The organism is Staphylococcus sp. 11511212, from assembly GCF_011394755.1.
In the GTDB taxonomy this organism is placed as follows: Bacteria; Bacillota; Bacilli; order Staphylococcales; family Staphylococcaceae; genus Staphylococcus; species Staphylococcus chromogenes.
Genome location: NZ_JAANBQ010000010.1, coordinates 1 through 15,821 on the forward strand (window position 1 = coordinate 1; position 15,821 = coordinate 15,821).

Below are 15,821 nucleotides of genomic sequence, written 5' to 3' on the forward strand. Positions count from 1 at the left end.
GAACTCTACGATATTTGTGAAAAAGTGCGTGAACTCACGAAAGATCCCAAATATTTAATCGGACGGATTATCGCACGTCCTTATGTCGGGGAGCCTGGCAACTTTACCCGCACAAGCAACCGTCATGACTATGCGTTAAAACCATTCGGAAAAACGGTCATGAACGCCTTAAAAGACGACGGCTACGATGTCATTGCGATTGGTAAAATCAACGACATTTATGACGGAGAAGGGGTCACAGAAGCCATTCGTACGAAAAGCAATATGGACGGCATGGATCAGTTGAACCACGTCGTGCAAAAAGACTTTAACGGGTTAAGCTTCTTAAACTTAGTTGACTTTGACGCCCTTTACGGTCACCGTCGAGACAAACCTGGCTATGCCCAAGCGATTAAAGATTTTGATGAACGCTTGCCAGAGCTATTAGGAAACTTGCGAGAAGATGATTTACTCATCATTACCGCAGACCACGGCAACGACCCAACGGCAGAAGGTACAGACCATACACGCGAATACATTCCAGTGTTATGGTATAGCCCGAAATTCCAAGAAGGGGGCGAACTGAAAGGAGACACGACCTTCAGTTCTATTGGGGCAACCATCGCAGACAACTTTGGCGTGAAAGCACCAGAATTTGGCCACAGTTATTTAAGTGAATTAAAATAAAAGTCTATAACGAAATCGGACGAGTGAAATGAACCTTACATTTCACCCGTCCGATTTTTATTTTTCGTTATTCAAAATACTATTAATCACATCAACGTGAAGATGACTATTCCGATAACCTTCTAAAATGTCATTAACTTGTTGATCTGGAATTTCAGGAAGATCTCTAATCTCACATAAAGTGGCTTTAAATTCTTTTTTAGTGACTTTATCTCTATTCATCGTCAATTTAAATAAATAATCATTTAACTTCTTAATTTCTTCAACGTGATAATTATAACGTAATAAAACTAAATCTTTTGTCTTTAGATGAGGTGCTAGTTCTTCTTGTAAAACATCTATCGATTGCTTAATCAATAAAAGCTTCGACGCTAATTCTTCGTTATTCATTTTAGTACCTCCCTCTTAAGTCAAAGTTTAATCTATTTGAGATAGCAAAAATTTATTCAAAGTCGATTCAACAAATTTGATCTAACGGTAAGTATATGGGCTAGCGATTTGAACTTCTGGACAATCATTTTGTTATCATTACATAAGAACATTATCACCTATTAACAGGAGGAAAAAACATGGTAATGATGATTTATGAAATCTTATTATTCTTCATGATTTGTTTTTCTTTCTTTTTAATACAAAATGGGTATTTGAAATTGGATTTTGGAACGTTAACGTCTCTCTTCGGAATGTTTACGGGCAATTTATTGATGTATTATATCTTGTTGTATCATCGTCCAGAATATAAAGAAAGAAAAAAACGGAAGGTATTTATTAACTTAATAAACGCTATCATTATCACTATTAGTTTAATTATACTCGTTCTATTGGCTATTAAATTAATACGCAGTTAATGTTTGGACTTATTTTAATCGCTATATAAATAAAAAAGCGCAAACATCTCGAATATTAAAAGTGACCAAACAAATAATAAAGGAGAGATGATGCGCCTATAAAATATTATATAATAAATACACTAAATAATAAAATTTTTCGTATTAAGAGAGAATGAGGGACTAAAATATAAACAATATTATTTATGTCCTAGTTTCTCCTGTTTGACTATTTTTTAACACAACTAGCAATACAATGTCGTTTTATTCAATCATGAGTTATGATTTTACGACTTCTTGACCGCGTTTATTCCATGTGAAAATGAAACTGATCATCGCAAGGATACTGATGACTGTTAATAAAATAAAGCCAGCATTCCATCCGAATGCATCAACAACCAGTCCCATAATAATGTTCGCCATCACCGCACCGCCAAGGTAACCGAATAAACCTGTTAACCCAGCTGCAGTTCCAGCCGCTTTTTTCGGAACATAGTCTAACGCTTGAAGCCCAATTAACATAACAGGACCGTAGATTAAGAAACCAATCGCGATTAATGCTAAGTTGTCAACGAGAGGGTTGCCTGCAGGGTTTAACCAGTACACAATGACCGCAATCGTCACGCCTAACATAAAGATAAAGCCCGCTGGACCACGGCGACCTTTAAAGACTTTATCGGATAAATAACCGCATAAAAGTGTGCCTGGGATACCTGCCCATTCATAAAGGAAATAGGCCCAACCTGAAGCTTTTAAATCAAAGCCTTTAGCCTCATTTAAAAATGTAGGCGCCCAGTCTAACACACCGTAGCGCACGAAATAAACAAAAATGTTCGCTACCGCAATCATCCATACCCATTTATTATTCAATACATATTTGAATAAAATTTCTTTCGTCGTCAATTCGACTTCGAGTGTTTCATGAGAATGACTTGGGTAATCGTTACGATGTTGTTCAATAGGAGGCAGACCCATCGATTGGGGCGTGTCTCGTACGAGTAAATAGGAAATGAGCGCAATGATTAAGGCAATGAGCGCAGGATAAATAAATGCACCTTCATAGCCTTTTAAATAACCGAAAGAGACAGTACCTGTTAAAGCAATCCCCATCAACGCAATCGGTGCCATTAAGCCCCCACCGACATTGTGGGCAACGTTCCAAATGGCTGTTTTACTTCCACGTTCACTCACGCTGAACCAATGAACGAGGACACGACCTGAAGGCGGCCATCCCATACCTTGGAACCAACCGTTTAAAAAGAGCATCACGAACATAATGAAAACACTCGACGTCAACGCAGGGATGAAGCCCATCATTAAGTTGACGAGGGCAGTGAGCACCAACCCGAGTGTTAAAAAGGTGCGTGCGTTACTTCTGTCACTGACGGTTCCCATAATAAATTTACTAAAGCCGTAAGCGATTGAAATGGCTGACAATGCAAAACCTAGTTCTGCTTTACTGAAGCCTTCTTCAATCAAATCAGGCATGACGAGTGAAAAGTTTTTTCGTAATAAGTAATAACCTGCATAACCAAGAAATATCCCTAAGAAAACTTGAAATCTCAGCTTCTTGTATGTATCGTCCACCTGCTCAGAGGGTAGGGGCTGAATATGTTTGGCAGGTTTTAAAAAGTTTGCCATAGTTTAACCTCCTGATGTCAAAAATAATATGGATAGCAAATAAACTGTAAGCGTTTACGCGTACTTTAATCATAGTGAGTGACAATATTAATGTCAATAAACTTTTTTATAATAATTATTTATTTTTACTCGTTTTTATTAGTGGACTTTTACATTGGGGAGGAAAAACTATGAATATGTATTAAATTTGATGAGCATTCAAATTGAAAAGTGAGAAAAATAAGAAAGACAGGCATGAAGATGTTATTCATGATGATATGTGAGGGCTTTATTTTTTATTCGAATAATAAACAAAGAGCATCGACGAAGTAAAAATCATTTCACCTCATCGATGCTCTTTTTTGGCTCTGAATTTGGTCTCAACTACGATTTTGGAATGTAGTCATGTGTTTCTAAATAGTTGAGTATTTGTAACACGGCCTCTTCAATCGATGTTTCTTCAGTATCAATGACGATTTCAGGCTGTTCGGGTGCTTCATAAGGGGCACTTATTCCTGTAAATTCAGGAATTTCACCTGTTCTTGCTTTTTGATATAGCCCTTTTGGATCGCGTTTTTCGCAAGCTTCCACGGAGGCTTTTGTATAAATTTCGATAAATTCTCCGTCTTCTACAATTTCTCGTGCGCGATCACGGTCCGCTTTGTATGGAGAGATAAAGGCTGTGAGTGTGATTAAGCCTGCATCGACCATTAATTTGCTGACTTCCGCAATGCGACGAATATTTTCTTGGCGGTCTTCTGGACTGAATCCTAGGTTGTTGTTTAAGCCGTGACGGACATTATCTCCGTCAAGACGATAGGTGTTTAAGCCTCGTTCAAATAGCGCTTTTTCTAATGCGACAGAAATTGTCGATTTCCCTGAACCAGAGAGACCTGTAAACCATAAAATGGCACTTTTATGGTTATGACGTGCTTGGCGTTCAGCTTTTGTGACTTCTGAATCATGCCAAGTAATGTTTTGTGACTCAGACATATGAAACAGCTCCTCTTATTTGGATTCTCTTAAGCCTCTGATGAGTACTTCAGCGACTTCTGGACGTGAAAATTCTTTCGGTAAAGGTTCGCCGTTACGTAATTTTTCACGGACTTTCGTTCCACTAAGGTGGAGATGGTGTGAACTGTCGTGTGGACAAGTTTTGGCTGTTGCCATATTGCCACAAGTTTGACAATAAAATGCATGTTCAAATTTTAAAATTTGAATGCCCAATTCATCTTCAAATTGAGAGATGAATTCTTGCGCTTCATAAGTGCCGTAATAATCGCCCACCCCTGCATGGTCACGGCCGACAATAAAGTGTGTACAACCATAGTTTTTACGTACAGTCGCATGGAGCACAGCTTCACGAGGGCCTGCATAACGCATCGCGGCAGGGTAAATTACGAGACGTGCACGGTCTTCTGGATAGTAATTTTTTAAAATAACTTGATAGCTTTCCATACGGACATCTGCTGGAATGTCGTCTGATTTTGTTTCACCAACAAGAGGATTCAACAACAAGCCATCGACAATTTCAAGCGCTGATTTTTGAATGTATTCGTGCGCGCGATGGACAGGGTTACGTGTTTGGAAGCCGACTACAGTGCTCCAACCTAACTCTTGGAAGAGTTGACGTGTTTCAGATGGATCGTAATGAAAATCAGTAAATTCATCATGTTTTGGGCGATGGATTAAATGAATCGGTCCCGCTAAGTAAACGTCGCCTTTTTCATAAACTTTTTTAACACCTGGATGTGCGTCTTCTGTTGTGCCATAAACGAGGCGAGCTTCTTTTTCTTTATCGTACGTATATTTTTCTGTCAGTTCTAAAATGCCGTACAACACGTTGTCTTCACCATAAAGCGCAATGTTTTGACCGATGTCTAACGCATCAGCTTCTGTTTGTGTGACAGGCAATGTAATGGGAATACTCCAAACTAAGCCATTATCTAGATGGACATTTTCAATGACGTTAAGATAATCTTTTTCACCCATAAATCCTGTCAGTGGGCTAAATCCACCGATACCAATCAATTCAAGATCGGATAAACTCCAAGGATTTAAAGTAACTTTAGGGAGTGATTCTGCCGTTTCTAACCAATGTTGGCGTTGTTGTTCTGAAACTTCACGGTTAATCAGTGTTCCGCCGTGCGGTTCAATTGTTTGAATGCTTGTTTGATTTGACAATGAAAGTCCCTCCATTAATTGAGATGGCTGTGACTTTGTTTTGAAAAGGCCATCTTTTTATTTTTATGAATCATCCAGATGATAAGGATGATGAAGATAATAATAATCGCTAAACGACACAAGATAACGACATTTGAATTAAGGTGGAAATAGCCTAATAATGCATTGCTGTTGGTAAAAATAATTAGGCCGCTGACGCAAATGGCCAAAATGTTGACAGGTAAGATTTTGACAAGATAGGCCGCAATAGGCGCTGCGAGTACGCCTCCTAAAGCAAGAGCAATCACTGTTCCCCAGTTAATATTGCCGAACCCTAAAAAGATGATGAAACTGATGGATGCGGACAATGTAACGAAAAATTCACTGGCAGAAACGGTTCCGATGACGTAACGGGGTTCTAATTTTTTACTTGATAAGAGTATCGGTGTATTGACCGGTCCCCAACCACCACCGCCCATGGTGTCTAATAAACCGGCGATGAAACCTTGGGGAATCGTAAAGCGGCGCTTCAGACGTTGAAGGCCACTAGAATGTTCTGGATGGTTACGCTTAAATAAAAATTGATACAAAATGTAAAACCCCATTGAGAGTAAAAATAGGGCGATGTATGGACGAATCACTTCGCCATGAATATTTGACAAAAGTGCGGCCCCAATAAAGGCAGCGACGGCACCCGGCAACGCTAAACGCCACATGGTTGGTTTATGCACATTATCAAATTTCAAATGAGATGTACCTGAGACGAACGTTGTTGCGATTTGAGAAAAGTGTACCGTTGCCGAAACAATCGCAGGGGTAATCCCAAACGTCAATAATATAGATGATGACGAAGCACCGAACCCCATGCCGAGTGAGCCATCAACGAGTTGAGCGACAAAGCCTGCGAGCGCAAAAATCAGTATTTTCTGCATCGATTTGACCTCCCTTTTGTCAAAATGGATTCCTTACTTATAACGGTTGGCGTATTGCGGTAAGAGAGGCTTCTTGGAACCAACTGAGTTCCTCTCTTAAACGCACAACTTCACCCACGATAATCATTGCGGGGTTTTTAATATGTGCCGCGCGTTCGACAATCGTCGATAACGTCCCAACTTCTGTTTGTTGTTGTTCTGTTGTCCCAAGATGAACGAGCGCGACAGGGGTGTCGGCGGATTTGCCATGTCTTAACAACAAAGCACAAATATCCGGAAGTTTTTTAACGCCCATATAAATGCACAAAGTTTCAGGACCTTGCGCCAAATGTGCCCAATACGCCTCTTTATTCACGCCTTCTTGTGTGATCGCCGTGACGAATGCGACTGAAGAACTGTAATCACGATGCGTGACAGGAATGCCGGCATAGGCTGGTGCGGCGATACCGGATGTGATGCCCGGCACAATCTCAAAGGGAATGTGATGGGCATTTAAAATTTGTGCCTCTTCACCGCCTCGTCCGAAAACGAAAGGGTCTCCGCCTTTGAGTCGGGTCACCGTGTAGCCTTTTTGTGCTAAAGTCACCATGAGTTGATTCGTCTCTTCTTGAGGCATGGCGTGACGATAAGGGTCTTTGCCACAATAGAAGAGTTTCGCTTTGGGTGACGCATAGGCTAATAATTGTTCATTAACGAGACGGTCGTATAAAATGACGTCTGCGTTTTCGATGGCTTTTAAGCCTTTTACCGTAATTAATTCGGGATCTCCCGGGCCTGCGCCTACAATGTTTACCTTTCCAGTCATATCCTCACGCCTTTCAAAGTGTCATCATGCTCTTAAGCTTTTACATTTTTATGAAAATCTTGGCCGTCATGTGTTTTTTCAATGATGCCAGTGCGAATGACGAAATCACCAAAATGTTCGTTTTCTTGTTTTTCTTTACCGTATTGAAGTAAAATCGGACGCAAACTGTCTAAAATTTCAGTTTCACCGACATTTTCTTTATAGAGTTTGCTCAAGCGGTCGCCTTTAAAGCCGCCACCGAGATAGAGGTTATATTTACCAGGGCCTTTACCGATAAAGCCGATTTCTGCAAGGGCTGGGCGCGCACAACCGTTTGGACAACCCGTCATACGAATCGTAATTTCTTCTTCGCGAAGACCTGCTTCATCTAAAATATCCTCGATTTTAGAAAGCAGTGAAGGCAAGTAACGTTCAGATTCAGCCATCGCGAGTCCGCATGTTGGAAATGCGACACAAGCCATAGAGTTACGACGAAGTCCTGTGTCACGTTGACCGTCAGAAATATCGAATTCCTCGATGATAGCTTCAATGGCAGGTTTATTTTCAGGTGTAATATTCGCAATCACTAAGTTTTGGTTCGGTGACAAAATAAATTCACCGGTATGCACATTCGCTATTTTTCTGAGTGCAGTTTTCAGTTTATAATCTTCTGTATCTTTGACACGGCCATTTTGGATGAATAGCGTATAATGCCAATGCCCGTTTCCTTCTGTCCAACCGTAACGGTCACCGTTATGATCAAAGTGGAAATCACGTGCCGTTTCAATGTCATAGCCTAAACGTGAAGTGAGCTCTTCGACAATTTTTTCGACGCCAAGTCGGTCGACTGTATATTTAAAACGGGCTTGTTTTCGGTCTTGACGGTCACCGTAATCGCGTTGAATCGTCATGATTTTTTCACAGACATCCACAATATTTTCTTTGGCGACATAGCCAATCACTTTACCGATTTGCGGATATGTCCGCGTATCGCCATGGGTCATCCCCATACCGCCACCGATAACAAGGTTAAATCCTGTTAATTCATCTTCTTCGACAATGCCGATGAGACCAATGTCTTGGGAATAGACATCGATGTCGTTGGAAGGGGGAACAGCTATACCGATTTTAAATTTACGTGGTAAATAGCGTTTGCCATAAATCGGTTCTACTTCTTCTTGGGTATCAACGACTTTTTCACCGTCTAGCCAAATTTCATGATAAGCGCCTGTTCGTGGGAGCAGGTGATTACTAATTGCTGTCGCATAGTCATTGATTTCTTTTTGGACTTGCGATTGGTAAGGGTTCGGGTTACACATCACGTTACGGTTCACATCGCCACACGCCGCAATAGAATCAAGCACTGCTTTGTTAATGCTTTGCATTGAATGTTTTAAGTTGCGTTTTAAAATGCCGTGAAATTGAAAAGCTTGTCGTGTTGTTAATTTCAACGTGCCATTGGCATATTGGTCAGCAATATCATCCATCGCAAGCCATTGTTCCGCCGTCGCTTTACCCCCGGGCACACGCACACGAATCATAAAACTGTATGCCGGTTCTAATTTTTGTTTACGGCGTTCATCGCGTAAATCTCTGTCATCTTGCATGTAGCTTCCGTGGAATTTGAGTAATTTCGTATCATCTTCAGCAATCGCCCCAGTTAACGGATCTTGCAGTCCTTCGGCAATCGTGCCACGAAGATATTGACTACGGTATTTAATGAATTCCATTTCGTCTAACTTTTCATCGAGTTCTTGCGCGATTTGCGCATGATCTTTAGCCATTGTCTTCATCCTTTCTATTGATGATTAATAAACGTCGCGTTGGTAACGTTTATCTTTTTTCATTTGTTTTAAAATGTCTTCAGCGTCTTCGGTTGAAATGTGACGTGTATCGGAAATGACTTTGACGATCGCTTGATGTACGTCACTTGCCATATGTTTTTCATCTCCGCAAATATAAATAGAGGCACCGTCTTCTAACCATTGATTGAACGTTTCAGCATTTTCTTGAATGCGATGTTGCACATACACTTTTTCATCCGTATCACGTGAGAAGGCAACATCCATTTTTTCTAAATAGCCGTCTTTCAACCAAGATTGCCATTCTGTTTGATATAAGAAGTCCGTCGTAAAATGTTGTTCTCCGAAGAAGAGCCATGTGTGCCCTTTCCAGTCGCGTTCTTCACGGTCTTGTAGGTGCGCTCTAAAAGGGGCCACACCCGTACCAGGACCAATCATAATGACTTTCTGTGCAGGGTCTGTCGGGAATTTAAAGTTCGGGTTATGTTTTAAATACACAGGGACCGTATCACCCGGTTGCAATCTTTCAGCGAAGTGAATCGAACATACGCCGTGACGTTCGCGGCCATGAGCCTCATAACGTACCGCACCGACAGTTAAGTGCACTTCGTCAGGTTCAAGTTCGTAACTGCTTGAAATAGAATATTCACGTGGTGGCAATTTGCGTAACACTTTATATAAATCTTCAGGTGCTAAATCTGTTGTCACATAGTCATTAAGCAAGTCGATAAAATCTCGGCCTTCGATATAGGCTTTTGTTTCCGCTTTATCATCTGCGAGTGATGATAAGTCATCGTTACCAAAATGTGCGGCCGCATTTTGAATGAGGGGAACGGTCAATTTAGAAATTTCGAAATGGTGTGTTAAAGCTTCTTCAAGTGGAAGCGTGTCACCTTCTTCATTAATTTGCGTCGGTGTATCTCCTTTCCATCCGAGTGCTTCAATGAGTTGTGTCACCAACTGAGGTGCATTTTGTGGAAGAACGACTAAGCAATCCCCAGCTTCATAGCTTTCATTCATATCTTCAATAGAGAGCTCAATGTGGCGTGTTTCTTTGTTTGAGCCTCGGCCATTCAGTGAGATGTTTTCTAACACCTCAGCTTGATAAGGGTGTGCTTTAGAATGTTTGGTTTCGCTTTCTCTTTGAACAGTTTCACTCACGAGTTCTTGCGAAGGCGCTGTGCTACTTGTTTGGTTGTCTAACGCGTTAATCACATTCGCAATCCATTTTTCAGCATCTTCTTCGTAATCGACATCACAATCGACACGTTCGTATAAACGTGTGGCGCCGAGTTCGCTTAACTTGGCGTCAAAGTCTTTACCTGTTTGACAAAAATATTCATACGTGACATCCCCTAAGGCAAGGACGCTATAGCGTAAACCGTCAAGTTTAGGGGCTTTGCGACTATGTAAAAATTCATGAAGTTCTAAGGCATTATCAGGGGGATCTCCTTCCCCTTGGGTAGAAGTCACGATGAGCACATCTTCTAACTTTTTGAGTTCTTTCGGTTTGATTTCATCCATCGCTTTTTTCGTAATATCAAAGTTGAGTGATTTCAAACGTTCTTCAAATAAATCAGCAAGGCTTTGTGCGTTACCTGTTTCAGAACCGTAAAGCAGTGTTAACGTTCTGTTTTCTTGTGGTGATGATGCTTGATTGGCTTCTGTGACGTGAGACGTTTCAGACACGTGCGAAGTTTCAGGACTGTTGACGACTGCAGCTTGAGAGGCGTCAACAGGACTTCTTTCGGCACTTGAGTAAGTTAAGTAGCCACTCAACCAAATCTTTTGATCTGTCGTTAAAGTTGCTAATACAGAATTCAGTTGAGCGACTTGTTCATCTGTAAAAGGGCTGTTTGTTACTTTTAAATACAATGGTTTCACCTCAATTAGTACATAGTTAGAATATATTTATAATCCTATCGGTTTAATAAGAATTATAAGCAAAAAAATTTATGGTTGTGTCGTATGCAAGCCACACTCTGTTTTCATAGAGCCTTGCCAACGTCCGGCACGTGAGTCTTGTCCTTCAAAAACGGGAGAGGTACATGGAATGCACCCGATGCTCGGATAATTTTGGTCATGTAGTGCATTATAGGGAAGGTCATGAGATTTAATGTAGTCCCAGACTTCATCTTCAGTCCAATAAATAAGCGGACAAACTTTGATGGATTTAAAGCGTTCATCTTTATTAATGAAGTTTGTATGTGCACGGCTTTCGGATTGCGCACGGCGTAGTCCAGATATCCATGCTGTTGCGCCATTTAAAACTTCTTCTAAGGGTTTGATTTTACGAATATAGCAACATTGGTTAGGGTCATGACGCCATAATGCAGGCTGATATTGATCGGCTTGTTCTTTCAATGTGAGATCAGGCTTTTTCATTTCAATGCGCAATTTGGAATAACGTGATTTCACGCGGTCGATGAGGTCGTAGGTTTCTTGGAAGTGTAAATCCGTATCTAAAAAAACGAGTTGTGCATCGGGTTTGACTTGTGAAATAAAATCAACCAAGACCATACTTTCTGCCCCAAAGCTACAAGAATAAACGAGATCGTCTTGATATGTGTCATACGCCCATTTGAGTAAAGGGAGCGCGCCTTTCGTTGGATCGTCGCCAAGTTCATCGATAAAAGGATCGGATTGAAAAGTATCATATGTGATTTGATTTGGCATCGCGAACCGTCAACCTCCTTTAGTTAAAACCTATTTATATAGTCGGAATAATATGTAATACATTTTACGAGGTTTTTGTGTAAAGTCAACCAGTTTCGTCGGATTTATTGATAAAAATTCTGAAAATTAAAATGAAAGGAGGCCCTATGAGGGATTTTCGAGAATTAGTTTGAATTAAAACTATTCAAAAGACAGACGAAAGGGTGCTTGTGCGATTCGACTCAGTGATGCGTGGGTGATTGTTTTTCTAATATAGTAATGGATTTGGCGTGAGTTGCTGAAATGTTATAGGTTATAATGAAACTGGTAATTCAACAATACGAAGACACTTTCGTCTTCTTTAGAGGTGATCTAAATGAAAAAACTGATTCAAGAGAAAACACATTTTTTACAAGACATGCTCGACGGTTTAAAAATCACCCATCCCGAATTGGAGATCATTGCGGATACCGTTGTGGTACGTCAATCTAAAAAACAATCGGGAGTTGCGCTTGTTTCTGGTGGAGGAAGCGGCCATGAACCTGCACATGCGGGCTTTGTCGCAGAAGGGATGCTAGATGCAGCGGTTTGTGGAGAAGTATTTACATCGCCCACGCCAGATAAAGTATTAGAAGCGATCAAGGCAGTAGATAATGGTGACGGCGTATTACTCATCATTAAAAACTACGCCGGTGACGTAATGAATTTTGAAATGGCCCAAGAAATGGCTGAAATGGAAGGGATTCAAGTTGAAAAAGTCATTGTGAAAGATGACATTGCGATAGAAAATGTGGAACAACGTCGTGGTGTTGCAGGCACGATTTGGGTGCATAAATATGCTGGCTATTTAGCAGACAATGGCACAAGTTTAAAAGAGATTAAAGAAAAAGTAGAGGCCTTTTTAACAGGCGTTCGTTCCATAGGCATGGCAATAACGCCTCCAGCTGTGCCAACGACGGGACAATATGGTTTTGACATTGAAGATACTGAAATGGAAATTGGGATCGGCATTCACGGTGAAAAAGGGATTGAACGTACAGCTGTCGAACCGATTCAGTCTATTGCGACACGTCTCATTAATCAACTAGAAACTGAAGTTGATGCCACTGAACTGATAGTGATGATTAACGGTATGGGAGGCACACCTTTATCTGAGCTCAATATCGTCACAAAATACGTGGCAGCAGTGCTTGAAGACAAAGGTAAAACAGTGAAACGCTGGTTCATCGGTGATTACATGACGTCTTTAGATATGCAAGGATTTTCGCTCACATTTGCACCATATGACAAAGCGATTGTGGAAGCATTGAACGCACCGACAACGAGCCATTATTTTAACAATTAAGGAGGACATCAAGATGGATGCACAAACTTTAAAAACACGTTTATTAGACTTAGCGGCAACATTTGCGCAAGAAGAAGACCATTTGACTGCACTCGATCGTGCGATTGGAGATGGTGACCATGGTGTGAATATGTTGCGCGGTTTTGATGCATTAAAAGATAAAATCGATGATCAATCGGTAGAAAGTATTTTAAAATCGACAGGCATGACATTAATGTCCAATATTGGTGGCGCGTCAGGTCCGCTTTATGGATTCAGTTTTGTAAAAATGGCACAAGTGGCGAAAGATGAGATTGACCATGATGGATTAGTCGCTTTATTAACTGCATTTGAAGAAGCCATCGCCACACGTGGAAAAGTTTCAGGTGGCGAAAAAACAATGTACGATGTCATTCATCGTGCGAAAGAAGCTGTCGAACAAGGGGAAACCGTCTCATTAGAAAAGCTTCAAAGTTTTGCGGATGATACGAAAGAGTTAGTTGCTACTAAAGGGCGTGCCGCTTATTTTAAAGAAGATTCAAAAGGGCACGTAGATCCAGGTGCGCAAAGCAGTGTGTACATTTTAAATGCATTGATTGGAGAGGATTAAAATGACAAGCCTTGTGATTGTTAGCCATAGTAAAAAAATTGCAGAAGGCACAAAGGAATTATTGGGTCAAATGTCTCCAAATGTTGATGTGATTGCAGTCGGGGGTGTAGACGGCGAAATTGGCACGTCCTTTGATGAAATTTCTGAAGTGTTGAATCAACTTGAAAATGATGCCCTTTGCTTTTTTGATATCGGGTCTGCCGAAATGAATCTCGATATGGCGATTGAGATGTATACGGGTCAACATAGAATTGAAAAAGTGACCGCACCTCTCGTTGAAGGCAGTTTCCTTGCGAGTGTTTCGCTCTCAACAAATGGTGATTTTGATCAAGCCATTGAAGCGGTAAGAGAAGAATTTGATAAATAAAATTTTAAACTAAATGCGTTTTTCCTAGCTTCGTTTTATGTAAATGAAGCTAGGATTTTTTTATCTTTTTTATATTGAAAAATGAAGTATTAGATTTGTTTTGAATCCTAATTTTATGGAATACTATGTACGCGGTTGAGTTGAGGATGTTATAATATTGTAAAACATAAGGGGCGTGAAAGATTGAAAAAATTTTTGATTCTATGTCGCCCCAAAAGGGAAGGGCGACGCGCATGCAATTTGTCACATTAACGACTGAAGAATTTGATACATTTACAAGAAATCATTTTTCACACTATACACAATCCGTTCCGCATTTGAAATTTCGCCAACAACAAGGGGTTGCGCATCTCGTGGGGGTTAAAGATGAGGCGCAAAATGTCATCGCAGCATGTCTATTAACAGAAGCGCGCAGTTTGAAATTTTTTAAATATTTTTATACACAACGCGGACCGGTCATGGACTTTAACAGCACGTCACTCGTTAAATTTTTCTTTGAGCAATTGACCGCCTATTTAAAACGGCATCGTTGTCTTTATGTTTTAACAGATCCTTATTTAATAGAAAATGTGCGCAATGCGAAAGGGGAGATCATCGAAGCACGTGATAACACAGCAATGAAACAGGTCATGGCTTCATTAGGTTACGTACATCAAGGCTATTCCGTAGGTTACTCTGCCACGAGCCAAATTCGTTGGCATTCAGTGTTAGATTTGAAAGATAAAACAGAAGATCAATTGTTGAAAGAAATGAATTATCAAACCCGACGTAATATTAAAAAAACATATGAAATGGGTGTCAAAGTCAAAACGTTACCTTATGAAGAAACGGACCGCTTTTTCAAACTGTTTCGCATGGCAGAAGAAAAACACGGATTTAAGTTCCGTGATTTACCGTACTTTGAGCAATTGCAACGCATCTATGGAGAGCACATCATGTTAAAGTTGGCGTACATCGACCTTGAACAACTAAAGCAGACGTATCAACAACGGTTGAATGTATTGAGGGAGCAAATGGCACAGGTAGAAGCCACACTCGCTGAAAACAGCAACTCTAAAAAGACGAAAACGAAGCACCAGCAACTGTTACAACAAATCACTAGCCATGAGAAAAAACTGAAAGAAACGACCGAGCGCATACAATCGGAGGGCAAGGTCCTAGACTTAGCAGCCGCGGTCTATATTTACAATGACCATGAAGTCTATTACTTATCGAGTGGCTCTAATCCTCGTTATAACGCTTACATGGGGGCTTATCGTTTACAATGGGAAATGATTCAATTTGCCAAACAACATGACATTGATTGTTATAATTTTTACGGCATTACCGGAGATTTCACTGAGAATGCAGAAGATGAAGGTGTGCAACGATTTAAAGAAGGATTTAACGCACATGTCAATGAGTATATTGGAGATTTTATAAAACCGATTAAACCGTTTTGGTATCGTTTTTACCAACGGCTCCAACAAAAATAGGCTCATGCGCACTCGAAATGAATTAAGAAGTAAAGGACATAGCACTCACCTATAACAGAAAGCCATCAAAATCTATCCCTAGATAAACTTTGATGGCTATTTCATCATGCTTCGCTACAGCACAACTTTGTTTTAGTTGATTTTCTTGACTACTTCGGATTTTAAACTGATTTGACCGAAACCTGGAATTTTACAGTCGATGTCATGACCATCTTCAGGGTCAACAAGTTTAATATTCTTCACTTTTGTGCCTTGTTTAATCGTGCTTGAAGCTCCTTTTACTTTCAAGTCGCGAATCACTGCGACCGTGTCTCCATCTTTGAGTTCATTTCCATTGGCATCACGAATAATGGCAGCAGCGGCTTCCTCTGCGACAGATTCTGGTGTCCATTCATGTGCGCACATTGGGCAAACATAAAGTGCTCCATCTTCGTAAGCATATTCTGATCCGCAACTCGGGCAATTAGGTAATGCTGTTGTCATGTTTGTATCCTACTTTCTTAAATTTACTCGATTCATCTAGCATATTTTATCTTAAATGGGGCGGGCTGTCGATAACGACTTTGATGTTGAAGCCAACTTTTTGAGATGCATAT

15 protein-coding genes are annotated in these 15,821 nt (G+C 40.6%); 5 read left to right on the top strand and 10 right to left on the bottom strand.

The annotated features are described in order from the left end of the window. Positions 1–666: phosphopentomutase (gene deoB / locus G8Y84_RS08085; protein WP_165806271.1), on the top strand; the 666-nt coding region annotated here is incomplete at its 5' end. A gap of 57 nt (positions 667–723) precedes the next feature. Here the strand turns inward: deoB and G8Y84_RS08090 are convergent. The 9 genes from G8Y84_RS08090 to G8Y84_RS08130 all read right to left on the bottom strand — a co-directional run bounded on the left by G8Y84_RS08090 (position 724) and on the right by G8Y84_RS08130 (position 11,470). Continuing rightward, positions 724–1,056, bottom strand: a complete 333-nt coding sequence (locus G8Y84_RS08090; protein WP_037576102.1) for a hypothetical protein — start codon at positions 1,054–1,056, stop codon at positions 724–726. Between the two features lie 716 nt (positions 1,057–1,772). Continuing rightward, positions 1,773–3,134 (bottom strand): glycerol-3-phosphate transporter, encoded by a 1,362-nt coding sequence (gene glpT, locus G8Y84_RS08095; RefSeq protein WP_103159691.1) that lies wholly within the window; start codon positions 3,132–3,134, stop codon positions 1,773–1,775. Between the two features lie 363 nt (positions 3,135–3,497). After that, positions 3,498–4,106, bottom strand: coding sequence for an adenylyl-sulfate kinase (cysC, locus tag G8Y84_RS08100; protein ID WP_037576096.1), 609 nt, complete (start codon positions 4,104–4,106; stop codon positions 3,498–3,500). Between the two features lie 15 nt (positions 4,107–4,121). Next, positions 4,122–5,297, bottom strand: a complete 1,176-nt coding sequence (sat, locus tag G8Y84_RS08105) for a sulfate adenylyltransferase (RefSeq protein WP_105963309.1) — start codon at positions 5,295–5,297, stop codon at positions 4,122–4,124. A gap of 14 nt (positions 5,298–5,311) precedes the next feature. Then, positions 5,312–6,208, bottom strand: a complete 897-nt coding sequence (locus G8Y84_RS08110) for a sulfite exporter TauE/SafE family protein (protein ID WP_165806273.1) — start codon at positions 6,206–6,208, stop codon at positions 5,312–5,314. A 37-nt stretch (positions 6,209–6,245) separates the two neighbouring features. Beyond that, positions 6,246–7,013, bottom strand: coding sequence for a uroporphyrinogen-III C-methyltransferase (gene cobA / locus G8Y84_RS08115; RefSeq protein WP_037576086.1), 768 nt, complete (start codon positions 7,011–7,013; stop codon positions 6,246–6,248). A gap of 32 nt (positions 7,014–7,045) precedes the next feature. Next, complete coding sequence (locus G8Y84_RS08120) at positions 7,046–8,776, bottom strand: NADPH-dependent assimilatory sulfite reductase hemoprotein subunit (RefSeq protein ID WP_037576079.1); 1,731 nt, start codon at positions 8,774–8,776, stop codon at positions 7,046–7,048. Positions 8,777–8,800: 24 nt separating this feature from the next. Continuing rightward, positions 8,801–10,669 (bottom strand): assimilatory sulfite reductase (NADPH) flavoprotein subunit, encoded by a 1,869-nt coding sequence (locus G8Y84_RS08125; protein WP_107372073.1) that lies wholly within the window; start codon positions 10,667–10,669, stop codon positions 8,801–8,803. 78 nt (positions 10,670–10,747) lie between these two features. Beyond that, positions 10,748–11,470 carry a phosphoadenylyl-sulfate reductase gene (locus G8Y84_RS08130; RefSeq protein WP_107372074.1) on the bottom strand — a complete coding sequence of 241 codons (723 nt, stop codon included), beginning with the start codon at positions 11,468–11,470 and terminating at the stop codon, positions 10,748–10,750. Between the two features lie 355 nt (positions 11,471–11,825). Between G8Y84_RS08130 and dhaK the strand changes: the two genes are divergently transcribed. The 4 genes from dhaK to G8Y84_RS08150 all read left to right on the top strand — a co-directional run bounded on the left by dhaK (position 11,826) and on the right by G8Y84_RS08150 (position 15,225). After that, positions 11,826–12,794, top strand: coding sequence for a dihydroxyacetone kinase subunit DhaK (gene dhaK / locus G8Y84_RS08135; protein WP_037576070.1), 969 nt, complete (start codon positions 11,826–11,828; stop codon positions 12,792–12,794). A gap of 13 nt (positions 12,795–12,807) precedes the next feature. Then, a complete protein-coding gene (gene dhaL / locus G8Y84_RS08140) occupies positions 12,808–13,383 on the top strand; it encodes a dihydroxyacetone kinase subunit DhaL (protein ID WP_103159684.1) in 576 nt (191 codons plus the stop codon). 1 nt (position 13,384) lies between these two features. Beyond that, a complete protein-coding gene (gene dhaM, locus G8Y84_RS08145) occupies positions 13,385–13,750 on the top strand; it encodes a dihydroxyacetone kinase phosphoryl donor subunit DhaM (protein ID WP_165806274.1) in 366 nt (121 codons plus the stop codon). A 233-nt stretch (positions 13,751–13,983) separates the two neighbouring features. Then, entirely contained in the window at positions 13,984–15,225 is a 1,242-nt protein-coding gene (locus G8Y84_RS08150; RefSeq protein ID WP_165806275.1) for an aminoacyltransferase, read from the top strand. A 132-nt stretch (positions 15,226–15,357) separates the two neighbouring features. Here G8Y84_RS08150 and G8Y84_RS08155 read toward each other — a convergent pair whose 3' ends face one another. Further along, positions 15,358–15,708 (bottom strand): zinc ribbon domain-containing protein YjdM, encoded by a 351-nt coding sequence (locus G8Y84_RS08155; protein ID WP_165806276.1) that lies wholly within the window; start codon positions 15,706–15,708, stop codon positions 15,358–15,360. Positions 15,709–15,821 lie beyond the last annotated feature (113 nt).